Raw genomic sequence first — 12,882 nt, 5'->3', positions numbered from 1 at the left:
AAAGGTTGCTCACGCACCGCTCCCCGGCGTACGCCGCCACCGACGCCGAGTCGTGTGCCCAGCACGCGCCCGGGCTCGTCCTCAGGCCCACGACCTGTCAGACAAGCAGCCGCCAGACCTCAGCGCCGGGCGGCCCGGGTGTCGATGACGCCCTGGGTCTCGCGGGCGGAGGCGGCGATGGCGCCGCGCTCGTCGAGCCAGCCGCCGACGACGCCGATGACCGGGAGCTTGCCGAGGGCGCGGCCGAGGAACCCGCCGCGGGGGCGCTCGTCGAAGACGCTCTGCAGCTCGAGCAGCATCCGGGCCAGGCGCCACATGGCCCGCAGCGTCCGCTTCGGCAGACCGTCCTGGTCCTCGGAGGGGGCGTCGGCGCCGTCGACCTCGTCCACCTCGCCGACCGCGCTGGCCGCGGGGGTCTCGGCCTCGGCCACCTCGAGGTCGAGGCGGCGGTCGAAGATCACCTGGGCCAGCATCGGCACCCAGCGCACCGGGTCGTCGATGCCGTTCTCCCGGGCGACCGCGCAGACGGCGAGCCCGGAGGCGGCGGCACCGAGCCCGGCCTGGATCGGGAGCCGGTCGGAGACGAGCCCGGTGAACCGCGGCGCCGCGGCGACCGCTCCGGCGGTCACGCCGATCCGCGCCACCCACCAGTCGACCCGCTCACCGACCGGGAGCGAGTCCCAGTCGGGCGAGCCGGGGTGGGTGTCACCGGTGACGGCGTCGCGGGCCGCGCGCCACGACCGGCCGATGCGGCCCTGCAGGTGCTCGGGCTCGCCGTCGACGCGGAGCCAGTGCTCCGGCTGGTCGAGCACCTTGTCGGCGAGCCGTGCGAAGGCGCCCAGCGTGGCGGCGTACTGCTCGTCGCTGATGGCCGACGGTCCGTTGGCTGCGGCGCGTGCGGCACCGCTGCCGGCAAGGCCACCCAGTCTGCGGAGGAAGGACACGCGGAGCGGTACCCGCTAGGGCGCGTTACGTCGAACTTACGCTCCGCGCTGCATCTCGTGTTCCTGCCGAAACCAGTCGGAAACGACCGGCCCACAGGCTCTTCAGGCATGGCCCACCCCGTCCACGACGCCCACCGCCACATCGGCGTGCTGCCGTCGTACCCCTTCTACGGCGGTCCGGCCATCAGCGCGGACGTCACCGCGAAGGCGACCGTGACGGAGTTCCTGCGCAGCCTCGACGAGGAGGGGGTCGAGCGCGCGCTGGTGCTGCCCAACTACGGCGTGCCCGACCCCGACGTCGCGTTCGGTCACAACCACCTCGCCCTCGAGGCGGCCCAGCGCGACGACCGGGTGCGCTGCGGGCTGTGGCTCTCGCCCAAGGCCTCCGACGCGGAGCGCAACGACGCGGCGCTGGCGCTGGCCGGCGAGGACGGGGTGGTCGCGCTCAAGACCAGCTTCCTGCTCGGCGGCAGCCCCACCGACCCCGACTGCGCCGAGCAGCTCGACCGCATCTTCACCACTGCCGCCGAGCGCGACCTCGTCGTGCACGTGCACACCAGCCCGGGCGGCGCCTCCGACGTCGACCAGGTCGGCACCCTCGTCGAGCGGTACGGCGACACGGCGCGCATCCACCTCGTCCACCTCGGCGGCGGCATGAGCGGGCACATGAAGCTCATCGGCCACCGCCTCTTCGACTGGATCGAGACCGGCAAGCAGGTCTACACCGACGCCAGCTGGTCGATCGGCTTCGCCGCCGGCTGGCTCGTGCAGGAGATCGAGCGGCGCGGGACCGGCCACGACCGCGTGCTCTTCGCCACCGACACCCCGTGGGGCGACTTCGCGGGCGAGCACGCCCGGCTCGCCGCCGCGGCTGGCGACGGCGAGCTCGCCGCCGCCTTCTTCCACGACAACTTCTCGGCCCTCTACGGCTGAGCAGACCCACCCGCAGCACCCCACCCAGAGGAGCAGCAGATGTCCGTGTTCGACGACGAGATCCTGGCCAACATGGAGAAGTCCGTGGCCGAGATCCAGCACCCCTCGCAGCCCAAGGGCACCAACCTCTACGGCTCGACCAAGCTCTTCCCCGACTACCAGGCCAGCGAGGGCCAGGCGTGGCTGACGCTGGTCCACGGCATCCCGCACGAGAGCTCGGTCAGCTTCGTGGCGGTCCTCCAGACGACCCGCGCGTTGCGCAAGGGCTTCGACGCGACGCTCTACTTCTACGGCCCCGGCGCGCTCGCCTGCGCGGACACCCGCGGGTTCCCGACGACCGGCGACACGGCGTTCCCGGGCAACCAGAACATGAACGACGCGATCAAGACCTTCATCTCCGAGGGCGGCACGGTGCTGTGCTGCCGCTTCGGCATGGCGCTGCACGGCCAGCGCGAGGAGGACCTCATCGAGGGCGTCATCCCGTGCCACCCGCTCGACGTGCAGGACGCCGTCATCCACTTCGCCAACAAGGGCGCGATCATCAACAGCGTCTACAACCTCTGAGGGCCGACCCGTGAGCTCCTCGACGAGGGTGGACGTCGCCATCCAGGGCATCCGCCTGCTCGACGCGCCGGTGGCGCGTCGGGCGGGTGCGGGCCCCAGCGACGACGGTCACGTGCTGCTCGACGGGATCGGCGCCGCGATCCCGCTCAACCCGCGCAGCCCCTACACCGTGGCCGGCGGCCGGCTGCTGCTCGACGGGGCCGACACGGGCATGGGCGTGGAAGCCGTGGCCCGACCGCGGTTCTACGACCTCACCACCGCAGACGGGGTGCCCTACGAGCAGGTCGCGCGGCTGCACTCCGCGCGGGTGCTGGCGACCACGGTCGTGCAGACCTGCGTGCGGTACGCCGAGGCCGAGCGCTGTCGCTTCTGCGCCATCGAGGAGTCGCTGCGTCAGGGCTCGACCGTCGCGGTCAAGACACCCGCCATGATCGCCGAGGTCGCGCTCGCGGCGCACGAGCTCGACGGCGTCACGCAGATGGTGATGACCACCGGCACCAGCAACGGCCGCGACCGCGGCGCGACCCACCTGGCCCGGTGCGTGCGGGCGGTGCGCGAGGTGCTGCCCGACCTGCCGATCCAGGTGCAGTGCGAGCCCCCGGGCGACCTCGCCACGATCCAGGAGCTGTACGACGCCGGTGCGCGCTCGATCGGCATCCACGTCGAGTCGCTCGACGACGACGTGCGCCGGCGCTGGATGCCGGGCAAGGGCACCGTGTCGATGGCGGACTACCGCGCGGCGTGGGCCGAGGCCGTGCGCGTCTTCGGCTGGAACCAGGTCTCGACGTACCTGCTCATCGGGCTCGGTGAGGACCCCGACGAGCTGGTCGCGGGCGCCGCGGAGCTGGTCGCGATGGGCGTCTACCCGTTCGTGGTGCCGTTCCGTCCGCTCGCCGGGACCCTCGCCACCGACGTCGACGGCGTGCCGGCGCCTCCACCCGAGGTGGTGCACGACGTGACCGCCCGGGTCGCGGCCGTGCTCCGCGCCGCCGGGATGCACGGCGCCGGCCAGGCCGCCGGGTGCGCCGCGTGCGGCGCGTGCTCGGCCCTGGCCTGCGAGGGGGCGTGATGTCGCTCGTCGACGAGGTGGTGCTCACCGGCACCCGGCGTACGACGCCCGCCCTCGACTCGTTCGTCGTCGTGCCCGCCGGCCGGGCCGAGCTGGCGGCGTACCACCGGCTGCGGCACGAGGTCTTCGTGCGCGAGCAGGGACTGTTCGCCGGCAGCGACCGCGACGACGTCGACGACGACCCGCGCACCGTCGTGCTGGTCGCACGGGCCCACGACGGCGAGGTCCTCGGCGGGGTCCGCCTGCACCCTGCGCTGTCGGGGCGCGACCTCGGCTGGTGGCGCGGGAGCCGGCTGGTCGTCGCCCACGACGCCCGGCTCCTCCTCGGCGTCGGCGCGGCACTGGTGCGGGCGGCCTGCGCCGAGGCCGAGTCGCGCGGCGCGCTGCGCTTCGACGCCACGGTGCAGGCCCAGGCGGCGGCGCTGTTCCACCGGCTCGGGTGGGTGCCGCGCGAGCGCCTCCACCTGCACGGCCGGCCCCACGTGCTCGTCGACTGGCCGGTCCACCGCGTGCAGCGCCTCGTCGACGCGACCAAGGCCGCCCTCGGCCCGCTGCTGACCGGGCTCGTCGACAGCGGTGCCGGCTTCCTCGGCGACGACGGCGCACCGGTGCCGGGCACGGACGTGGTCGCCGCGTGCGACGCGATCCTGCCCTCGATGGTCGAGCGCGACCCCGAGTGGGCCGGCTGGTGCGCGGTGCTGGTCAACCTCAACGACCTCTCGGCGATGGGGGCGCGCCCGGTCGGGCTCCTCGACGCGGTCGGCGCCCGCGACGCGTCGTTCGCCCGGCGCGTCCTGCGCGGGCTCGGCGAGGCGTCGCGGGCCTGGGGCGTACCGGTGCTCGGTGGCCACACCCAGCTCGGCGTGCCCGGTGCCCTCAGCGTCACCGCGCTCGGCCGCACGACCACTCCGGTGCCCGGCGCCGGCGGGCGGGCCGGCCACGCCCTGCGGATCACCGCCGACCTCGGCGGCGGCTGGCGCCCCGGGGCCACCGGCAGCCAGTGGGACTCCTCGACGCACCGCACCGGCGCCGAGCTGCGCGCGCTCGCCGACGTCGTGCCCGCGCTCGCGCCCGCCGCGGCCAAGGACGTCAGCATGAGCGGGCTGGTCGGCACCGCCGGGATGCTCGCCGAGGCCAGCGGGGTGCGGGCGGTGCTGGACGTGGCCGACGTGCCCGCGCCCGACACCGCGGCCCCGGGCGACTGGCTCACCTGCTTCCCGGGGTTCGCGATGGTCACCGCCGACCACCGCGACGCGGCGCCGCGCACCGCCCTGCCCGCCCACGTCACCTCGCAGGTCTGCGGCGAGCTCACGACCGGCACGGGCGTCGGCCTGCGCTGGCCCGACGGCGTCGTCACCGAGGCCGTCTCCATGACCGTCACCGGACTGGGAGCAGCATCATGACCACCACCTCCACCACCATCGCCACGGTCTGCGCCGGCTTCGGCCGCGACGTGGACCAGTGCCTCGCCCAGGTCGCGGCGTACGCCGACCGCGCGCGGGCCCAGGGCGCCGACCTGCTGGTGCTGCCCGAGGCGAGCCTCGGCGGCTACCTGTCCGTGCTGGGCCGCGGGCGCGACGGCAGCCACGACGAGCAGCCCGAGTCGCTCCCACCCGTGCTCGACGTCGACGGACCCGAGCTGCGCCGGGTCGCCGCGATCGCCCGCGACCTCACCGTCGTCGTGGGCTTCTGCGAGGCCGACGCGGGCGAGCGCTACAACAGCGCGGCGGTCGTGAGCGGCGACGGCGTGCTCGGGGTGCACCGCAAGGTCCACCAGCCGCTCGGCGAGTCGCTGTTCTACGCCGCCGGCGAGGAGCTGCGGGCCTTCGACACTCCGGTCGGACGCCTGGGCATGCTCATCTGCTACGACAAGGCCTTCCCCGAGGCGGCCCGCGGGGTCGCGCTCGACGGGGCCGAGGTCGTCGCCTGCATCTCGGCCTGGCCCGCCTCGCGGACGGCGACGGCGGGCGATGTGGCCGAGGACCGGTGGACCCACCGGTTCAACCTCTTCGACCAGGCCCGCGCCTTGGAGAACCAGCTGGTCTGGGTCGCCTCCAACCAGGCCGGCACCTTCGGCTCGCTCCGCTTCGTCGGCCACGCCAAGGTCGTCGGCCCCGGCGGCGACGTCCTCGCCGGCACCGGCGTCGGCGAGGGCATGGCGGTGGCGACCGTCGACGTCCGTGACGCGCTCGCGACGGCCCGCCGCTCGATGTCCCACCTCGGGGACCGCCGCCCCGACCTCTACGGCGGGCTCGTGGGACGGGAGACCGCCCGTGCCTGAGATGACCGTCGACGTGTGCTGGCCCGACGGCCGCACGGAGTCGCTCTACTCCCCCTCCCTGGTCGTGCACGACCACCTGGTGCCGGGCCGCGCCTACTCCGTGCGCGACTTCACCCGGCGGACCACGCTCGCCCTCGAGACCGCCAGCGAGCGCGTGCGCGAGCGCTACGGCTTCGCCTGCACCTCCGCCCAGGCGACGATCGAGCAGGTCACGACCTCGGCCGCGGCGTACGACGCCGACGAGGTCGTACTGGTGACCCGGATGTGGCCCCCGCTCCCCGCGGAGACCACCCAGCAGGAGGCGAGCGCGTGAGCGCCGAGGTGCGCAGCACCCGGGTCGTCGTGGTCGGCGGCGGGCAGGCGGGACTGTCGACCAGCTGGTGCCTGACCCGCGACGGTGTCGACCACGTCGTCCTCGAGGCCGAGACCGCCGCTCACGAGTGGGCCGACCGCCGCTGGGACTCCTTCACCCTGGTGACGCCCAACTGGCACTGCCGACTGCCGGGCTACGCCTACGACGGTCCCGACCCCGACGGGTTCATGACGCGCGACGAGGTCGTCGCCTGGCTCGGGGGGTACGCCGCGACGTTCGGCCCGCCGCTGCTCGAGCGCACCCGGGCCACCTCGCTGACCGAGCGAGAGGGTGGCGGCTTCCTGGTGGCGACGACCGGCCCCGAGGGCGAGGTGATCTTCTCGGCCGACCACGTCGTCGTCGCCACCGGCGGCTACCACCTGCCGATCGTGCCCGCGTGGGCTCCCGCCCTCGACCCGTCGATCACGCAGCTGGAGTCGGCGCACTACCGCAACCCCGACCAGCTGCCCGACGGCGCCGTCCTCGTCGTCGGCTCCGGGCAGTCCGGCGCCCAGATCGCCGAGGACCTCCACCTGACGGGCCGACAGGTCCACCTCGCCCTCGGCGACGCCCCCCGGGTCGCCCGCACCTACCGCGGCCGCGACGTCATGACCTGGCTGTCCGACATGGGACTCTACGACACGCCCGTCGCGCAGTACCCCGGCGGCGCGACCGCCCGGGAGAAGACCAACCACTACGTCACCGGCCGCGACGGCGGCCGCGACATCGACCTGAGGCGCTTCGCGCTCGAGGGGATGCGGCTCCACGGCCTGCTCGAGGCCGGCGCGGGCACGCACCTGTCGTTCCTGCCGACCGCCGGCGCGGCGCTCGACGCCGCGGACGCGACGTACGTCTCGATCAACCGCGACATCGACCGCTGGATCGAGGCCCACGGCCTCGACGCGCCGCCCCCCTCGACGTACGAGCCCGTCTGGCGTCCCGAGGCCGAGACGACCGCGCTCGACCTGGTCGCCGAGGGCATCACGTCGGTGGTGTGGGCGATCGGCTACCGGCCCGACTATCGCTGGGTGCACGTCGGGGTCTTCGACGGCGCCGGGCGCCCGACGCACACCCGCGGCGTGACCTCGGTGCCGGGGCTCTACTTCCTGGGCCTGCCGTGGCTGCACACGTGGGGCTCGGGGCGCTTCCTCGGCATCGCCCGCGACGCCGAGCACGTCGCGTCCTGCATCACCGGGGCCGTCGCCCGGCGGCAGCCGGTCGGCTGAGGCCGTGAGATGAGGGTGGGCGCCGTCGCCGCGCACTTCGGGCGCGACCTGGAGCGCGCGGTGGCGAAGGTGGAGGGCATCGTCGCCGACGCGCGGCGCGAGCGGCTCGACCTGCTCGTGCTGCCCGACGCCACGCTCGGCGGCTACCTCTCGGACCTGGTGCACCCCGATCCTCGCTCGCTGCCGCCTGCCCTGGCCGAGGACTCCCCCGAGCTGCGCCGGATCGCCGCCGCGGCCGGCGACCTCGTCGTCTGCGTGGGGTACGCCGAGGAGGCCGTCGTCGACAGGACCCCGCGGCTCTACAACTCCGCCGTCTGCCTGCACGGCGGCGGCGTGCTCGGGCGCCACCGCAAGGTGCACCAGCCGGCGGGCGAGTCGCTCGTCTACGCCGCGGGCGAGACCTTCACGGCGTTCGACACCCCGGTCGGGCGGCTCGGGATGCTCATCGACTACGACAAGACCTTCCCCGAGGCCGCCCGCACGCTCGCCCTCGACGGTGCGGAGGTGCTGGCCTGCCTCTCGGCGTGGCCGGCGTCGGTCACCGACCGCGCCTCGCGGCTGCCGCAGGACCGCCAGTCGCGCCTGTTCGACCTCTACGACTGCGCCCGGGCGGCGGAGAACCAGGTCGTCTGGGTCTCCTCCAACCAGACCGGGGTGCTCGGCGGGCTGCGCTTCCTCGGCCAGGCCAAGGTCGTCGGGCCCGGTGGCGACGTGCTCGCCCGCACCGGGTCCAAGGGCGGGATGGCGATCGCCGAGCTCGACGCCGACGTGGAGGTCGCCCGCGCTCGCCGGCTGCTGCACCACCTCGACGAGCTCGTGCCTGCTGCCTACGCCGGCCCCGACGGGAGCGGCTCGTGAGACTGGCGCTGCTGACCTACACGACCCGCCCGCGCGGCGGCGTGGTGCACACCCTCGCGCTGGCCGAGGCGCTCGCCGAGCTCGGCGTCGACGTGCACGTCTGGACGCTCGGGCGCGGCGGCGACACGACGTTCTTCCGCCCGGTCGCGCCCGGCGTCACCGTCCACGCGGTGCCGTTCACCGCCGGCGACGACGAGCCGGTCGGGGCCCGCATCGTGCGCTCGATCGCGGTGCTGCGGGAGGCGTTCGCGCGCGAGCGGTCGGCGTACGACGTGGTGCACGCGCAGGACTGCATTAGCGCCAACGCCGCGCTGCCGTGCGTGCGCACGGTGCACCACCTCGACACCTTCACCACGCCCGAGCTGGCCGCCTGCCACGAGAAGGCGCTGGTCGAGCCGTCGGCGCGCATCTGCGTCTCCGCCGCGGTCGCCGCCGAGGTGCGGGCCGGCTGGGGCCTGGAGCCGGTCGTGATCGCGAACGGCGTCGACGCGGCGCGGTTCGCAGGCGGCGCGCTCGACCGCGCCGGACGCGCCGCATGGGCGGAGCGGCTCGGCGACTACGTGCTCGCCCTCGGCGGGATCGAGCCCCGCAAGGCCTCGCTCGACCTGCTCGAGGCGTTCGCGCTGCTGCGCCGCGACCGGCCGGGTCTCTCGCTGGTGCTCGGCGGCGGCGAGACGCTCTTCGACTACCGCGACTACCGCCGCGCCTTCGACGACCGAGCGGCCGAGCTCGGCGTCGAGCCGGTCGTGCTCGGCACCCTGACCGAGGAGGAGCTGCCGACCCTCGTGGCGCAGGCCTCGGGCCTCGCCATGGTGTCGACCAAGGAGGGGTTCGGCCTCGCCGCGCTCGAGGCGCTGGCCGCCGGTGTCCCGGTCGTCGCCCGCGACCTGCCGGTGCTGCGCGAGGTGCTGGGGCCGACGGTGACCTACGCCGCCGACCCTCCGTCGATCGCCTCGGCGCTCGCCCGCCTGCTCGACGACCCGCCCGACCCGCAGCCCGGTCGCGCCCTCGCCGCGGCGTACACGTGGGAGGCGGCGGCGAGGGCCCACCTCGACTTCTACGAGGCGCTCGGCTGACCCGCTCAGGTGCCTCCGAGGGCGGCGGCGGCGCTCTCGGCCACGTCGAGCGCCAGGGTCCGCAGGCCGTCCACGGGCGGCGGATCCCCCAGCCCGACTGCCGACTTCGCGTAGGTGAACAGGATCCGGCCGTCGATCTCGACGAACACGTTGGCCGCGGTCTGACCGCCCTTGCGACCGGACGTCAGCAGACCGTCGTGACCCGCGACCGACACCTCGGTGCGCGGCAGACCGAGCGGGTCGAAGGCGTCGCGCACCTCCTCGAGCGACGCGGCCGGTGGCTGGTAGTCGACGTGCACGAGCAGTGCGGAGTCGTCGGAGAAGGCGTCGCAGTACGGCACCCCGAGGTCACCCGTGCCGGTCCGGGTCTCGGAGAACTCCCGGCCCGTCAGCTCTCCGAGGACCTCGGGGGTCAGGTCTGCGCAGAGCGCCTCGGCGGTCACCTCGGCCGAGGTCACAGTCGCGGTCGCAGTCGCAGTCGGTGCCGCCGACCCGTCGCGGGTCGCAGCGGCTGGCGGCTCCGGGTCGTCCTCGCTGCAGCCGGCGACGCACACGGTCAGCAGTGCAGCGGTCGCGAGGGCGGCGTAGGGGCGCACGTCCGTGAGTCTCACCGCTGGTCCCGGCCGAGAAACCCCCCACGAGGTCACCCGTCCCCTACGCTGTGAGCGCCCCGACGCAACGACGACGCGCCGCCACGAGGTGGAGCCGCGAGAGACGGATCGAACCCATGGACCCGTCCGCCTCGACCTCCGGCACCCCGGACGCGACGGGCCCCGAGATCCTGGTCTTCTCCCGGGCGGCGACAAGCCACCCCTCGCGCGGCGAGCTCGCACGGCGGCTCAGCGGTGCGCCGCACGACACCCGGTCGCTGGACCGGATCGCCGCGCTCGCGGCCCGTCTGCTCGGGGCGTCCTCGGGCCAGATCGCGCTCCTGTCGGACGAGCAGCTCGTCATCGGCGGTGCGGGCGCCTCGGCCGGCGCGGTCGGGCGACGCTCACCGGCCGAGGAGTCGGTCTGCTCGTTGACGGTCGAGGCGGACGCCGAGGTCGTCATCACCGACGCCGCCAACGATGACCGCGCCGAGCACTTCCCGGTCGTCCGAGCGGGCACGGTCGCGGCGTACGTCGGCGTGCCGCTGCGCATCGACGGCGAGCCGGTCGGCGCCTTGTGCGTCTACGCCGAGGAGCCGCGCACCTGGTCGTCCGAGGACGTGCACGTGCTCGAGGAGCTCGTCGCGCCCGTCGTCGCCGAGCTGCAGCTCGCGGCGCTCACCCAGGAGTACGAGAGCGAGCGGCTGGTCTGGCAGCTCGCCGTCGACGCGGCGGGCGTCGGCGCCTTCGACTGGGACCTGGTGACCGGCGAGCTGCGCTGGGACTCGCGCCTGCTCGACCTCTTCGGCCTCGACCGCACGACGTTCGGCGGCACCATCGATGCCTTCAACGACGCCCTGCACCCCGACGACCTCGACCGGGTGACCCGGGCGCTCACCGAGGCGATCGACACCATCGGGCTCTACGCCGCGGAGTACCGCGTGGTGCTCCCCGACGGCACGATCCGGTGGATCGCCGCCCGCGGGCGCGCACTCGCCGGCCCCGACGGCCGGGCGGCCCGCGTGCTCGGCGCGGCGTACGACACCACCGCGGTGCAGGACGGCGAGGCCCGGGTGGCGCGCGTGCTGGAAGCGATGCCCACGGCGTTCTTCCACCTCGACCCCGCCTGGCGTTTCACCTACGTCAACGAGCGCGGTCGCGAGCTGCTCGGGCCGGTCCGCGGCGAGCTGATCGGCGCGAACGTGTGGGAGCTGTTCCCCGCCTCGGTCGGGACGGAGGTCGAGGCGCACTACCGGCGCGCGGTCGACTCGGGTGAGCCGGTCGAGTTCGAGGTCTCCTACCCGCCACCGCTGGACCGCAGCTACGAGGTGCGGGCGTGGCCTACCCCCGACGGACTGAGCGTCTACTTCATCGACGTCACGGAGCGCCGCGAGGCCGAGCAGCGCGAGGCCCAGGCCGCCGCGCGCCAGCACGTGCTGACCCGGCTCAGCGAGGACCTCACCCGCACCCTCGACGCCCAGCAGGCGGCGACGCAGCTCGCTGAGGCCGTGGCCGGCACCTGGGGCGACTGGTGCCTGGTCACGCTGGCCGACCGGCCCATCGCCGACCCCGCGGTGAGGACACCAGCTGCGGCCCCCTGGCGCCGGGGGCTGACCGATGTGGCCGGCGCCCACGTCGACCCCGCCCTGCGTCCGGTGGTCGACGCCTACCGGCGACTGCGCATCGACGCGCTCACCGACGCCTCCTTCCTCGCCAGAGCCCTCACCACCCAGGACACGGTGATCATCGAGGACGGTGCGACCGAGGCCATCGACGCCGTCCTGGGCACCGGCGACGCCCGCGAGCTGTGGCGACGACTCGCACCCCGCTCGGCCGTGCTGCTGCCTCTGCGCGGCCGCGACCACACCGTCGGTGCCCTGAGCGTGTTCCGCGACGCCGGGAGCGAGCCCTTCAGCCCGGAGGACGTGGCCGACCTGGTCGACGCGGCCTCCCGCGCGGGACTGGCGCTCGACAACGCCCGGCTCTACTCCGAGCAGCGGGACCTGGCCGAGGGGCTCCAGCGCAGCCTGCTCACCGCGCCTCCGGAGCCCGACCACCTCCACGTGGTCGTGCGCTACGAGCCGGCGGCCCAGGCCGCCCAGGTCGGCGGCGACTGGTACGACGCCTTCCTGCAGCCGGGCGGCGCGACCAGCGTGGTGATCGGGGACGTCATCGGCCACGACACCGCAGCGGCAGCCGCGATGGGTCAGCTGCGCGGACTGCTGCGCGGCATCGCGGTGGCCTTCGACGAGAGCCCCGCGACCGTGCTGAGCCGCGTCGACCGGGCGATGAAGACGCTGATGATCGACACGACGGCCACCGCGGTGGTGGCGCGGTTCGAACAGACGGCTCAGGAGCGGCGCGACGGAGTCACCCGGTTCCGCTGGTCCAACGCCGGGCACCCGCCGCCCCTGGTCGCGGTCCCGGCCGACGGCTACGGCGCGACGGTCGAGGTCGTCGCGCTCTCGCCCGACGACCCGGGCGCGCCGTACGAGCTGCTGCTGGGCCTGGACCCCGAGGCCGAGCGCACGGACAGCGTCGTGACGCTGCCGCGAGGCGTCACGGTGCTGCTCTACACCGACGGACTCGTCGAGCGCCGAGGTCGGCTCATCGACGAGGGCGTGGCGCAACTGCGAGAGGTGGTCGCCGAGCTGGTCGGTGCCGAGCTGACCCTGGACGAGCTCTGCGACGAGCTGCTGCGCCGGATGCTCCCCGAGTCGAACGAGGACGACGTCGCCATCGTCGCGGTGCGCCTGCACCCCGAGGACCGTCCCCGGCCCCCCGAGGCCGGCCCGCGCCGGGTGCCGGGCCCTCTGCCGGCGCCGCTCCCGCCCCGGGGCTGACGGGACCGCTGGTCGAGCAGCGAGCCATGGCGAGCGTCGTCGAGACCCCGCGAGGTGGGCAGTGGTTTCGAGACAGTCGCTAGCTGTTCCATCCACGGACGTTAGGTACGGCGTGCCGGCTGGACGATGACGAAGACCTCCGAGTG

The 12,882-nt window shown here is 74.6% G+C and carries 12 protein-coding genes; 10 read left to right on the top strand and 2 right to left on the bottom strand.

What is annotated here, in order from left to right; genetic code table 11:
* Positions 1–119: 119 nt before the first annotated feature.
* The gene (locus tag GRQ65_RS10770; RefSeq protein ID WP_160877988.1) at positions 120–944 is read right to left on the bottom strand and encodes a hypothetical protein; all 825 of its coding nucleotides are present in this window, start codon (positions 942–944) and stop codon (positions 120–122) included.
* Between the two features lie 108 nt (positions 945–1,052).
* Between GRQ65_RS10770 and GRQ65_RS10765 the strand changes: the two genes are divergently transcribed.
* Genes GRQ65_RS10765 through GRQ65_RS10725 form a run of 9 tightly spaced genes read left to right on the top strand, consistent with a single transcriptional unit; the run spans position 1,053 to position 9,303 of the window.
* Complete coding sequence (locus GRQ65_RS10765) at positions 1,053–1,877, top strand: amidohydrolase family protein (RefSeq protein ID WP_160877987.1); 825 nt, start codon at positions 1,053–1,055, stop codon at positions 1,875–1,877.
* Positions 1,878–1,916: 39 nt separating this feature from the next.
* Positions 1,917–2,441 carry an MSMEG_0572/Sll0783 family nitrogen starvation response protein gene (locus GRQ65_RS10760; protein WP_160877986.1) on the top strand — a complete coding sequence of 175 codons (525 nt, stop codon included), beginning with the start codon at positions 1,917–1,919 and terminating at the stop codon, positions 2,439–2,441.
* A gap of 10 nt (positions 2,442–2,451) precedes the next feature.
* Positions 2,452–3,510 carry an MSMEG_0568 family radical SAM protein gene (locus GRQ65_RS10755; protein ID WP_160877985.1) on the top strand — a complete coding sequence of 353 codons (1,059 nt, stop codon included), beginning with the start codon at positions 2,452–2,454 and terminating at the stop codon, positions 3,508–3,510.
* Entirely contained in the window at positions 3,510–4,913 is a 1,404-nt protein-coding gene (locus tag GRQ65_RS10750) for an MSMEG_0567/sll0787 family protein (protein ID WP_160877984.1), read from the top strand. Before GRQ65_RS10755 ends, GRQ65_RS10750 begins: the two co-directional genes overlap by 1 nt.
* Positions 4,910–5,791: a carbon-nitrogen hydrolase family protein gene (locus GRQ65_RS10745; protein ID WP_160877983.1), complete on the top strand. Its 882-nt coding sequence runs from the start codon at positions 4,910–4,912 to the stop codon at positions 5,789–5,791. The genes GRQ65_RS10750 and GRQ65_RS10745 overlap by 4 nt, the downstream gene beginning before the upstream one ends.
* 1 nt (position 5,792) lies before the next feature.
* Positions 5,793–6,104: an MSMEG_0570 family nitrogen starvation response protein gene (locus tag GRQ65_RS10740; RefSeq protein WP_202387977.1), complete on the top strand. Its 312-nt coding sequence runs from the start codon at positions 5,793–5,795 to the stop codon at positions 6,102–6,104.
* Positions 6,101–7,369 carry an MSMEG_0569 family flavin-dependent oxidoreductase gene (locus GRQ65_RS10735; protein WP_160877981.1) on the top strand — a complete coding sequence of 423 codons (1,269 nt, stop codon included), beginning with the start codon at positions 6,101–6,103 and terminating at the stop codon, positions 7,367–7,369. The genes GRQ65_RS10740 and GRQ65_RS10735 overlap by 4 nt, the downstream gene beginning before the upstream one ends.
* A 9-nt stretch (positions 7,370–7,378) precedes the next feature.
* Complete coding sequence (locus GRQ65_RS10730; protein WP_160877980.1) at positions 7,379–8,227, top strand: carbon-nitrogen hydrolase family protein; 849 nt, start codon at positions 7,379–7,381, stop codon at positions 8,225–8,227.
* Complete coding sequence (locus GRQ65_RS10725; protein ID WP_160877979.1) at positions 8,224–9,303, top strand: MSMEG_0565 family glycosyltransferase; 1,080 nt, start codon at positions 8,224–8,226, stop codon at positions 9,301–9,303. Before GRQ65_RS10730 ends, GRQ65_RS10725 begins: the two co-directional genes overlap by 4 nt.
* Positions 9,304–9,308: 5 nt before the next feature.
* Here GRQ65_RS10725 and GRQ65_RS10720 read toward each other — a convergent pair whose 3' ends face one another.
* Positions 9,309–9,899 carry a hypothetical protein gene (locus tag GRQ65_RS10720; RefSeq protein ID WP_160877978.1) on the bottom strand — a complete coding sequence of 197 codons (591 nt, stop codon included), beginning with the start codon at positions 9,897–9,899 and terminating at the stop codon, positions 9,309–9,311.
* Positions 9,900–10,030: 131 nt separating this feature from the next.
* Between GRQ65_RS10720 and GRQ65_RS10715 the strand changes: the two genes are divergently transcribed.
* A complete protein-coding gene (locus tag GRQ65_RS10715; RefSeq protein WP_160877977.1) occupies positions 10,031–12,736 on the top strand; it encodes a SpoIIE family protein phosphatase in 2,706 nt (901 codons plus the stop codon).
* Positions 12,737–12,882: the final 146 nt, after the last annotated feature.

This window comes from Nocardioides flavescens (assembly GCF_009823805.1).
Taxonomy (GTDB): Bacteria; Actinomycetota; Actinomycetes; order Propionibacteriales; family Nocardioidaceae; genus Nocardioides; species Nocardioides flavescens.
This window is presented reverse-complemented; position numbering and strand designations above follow the sequence as displayed.

Excerpts from the sequence above, each read along its gene's own strand:
- GRQ65_RS10765 (WP_160877987.1), top strand. The coding sequence starts at position 1,053 with ATGGCCCACCCCGTCCACGACGCCCACCGCCACATCGGCGTGCTGCCG.
- GRQ65_RS10760 (WP_160877986.1), top strand. The coding sequence starts at position 1,917 with ATGTCCGTGTTCGACGACGAGATCCTGGCCAACATGGAGAAGTCCGTG.
- GRQ65_RS10750 (WP_160877984.1), top strand. The coding sequence starts at position 3,510 with ATGTCGCTCGTCGACGAGGTGGTGCTCACCGGCACCCGGCGTACGACG.
- GRQ65_RS10745 (WP_160877983.1), top strand. The coding sequence starts at position 4,910 with ATGACCACCACCTCCACCACCATCGCCACGGTCTGCGCCGGCTTCGGC.
- GRQ65_RS10740 (WP_202387977.1), top strand. The coding sequence starts at position 5,793 with ATGACCGTCGACGTGTGCTGGCCCGACGGCCGCACGGAGTCGCTCTAC.
- GRQ65_RS10730 (WP_160877980.1), top strand. The coding sequence starts at position 7,379 with ATGAGGGTGGGCGCCGTCGCCGCGCACTTCGGGCGCGACCTGGAGCGC.
- GRQ65_RS10715 (WP_160877977.1), top strand. The coding sequence starts at position 10,031 with ATGGACCCGTCCGCCTCGACCTCCGGCACCCCGGACGCGACGGGCCCC.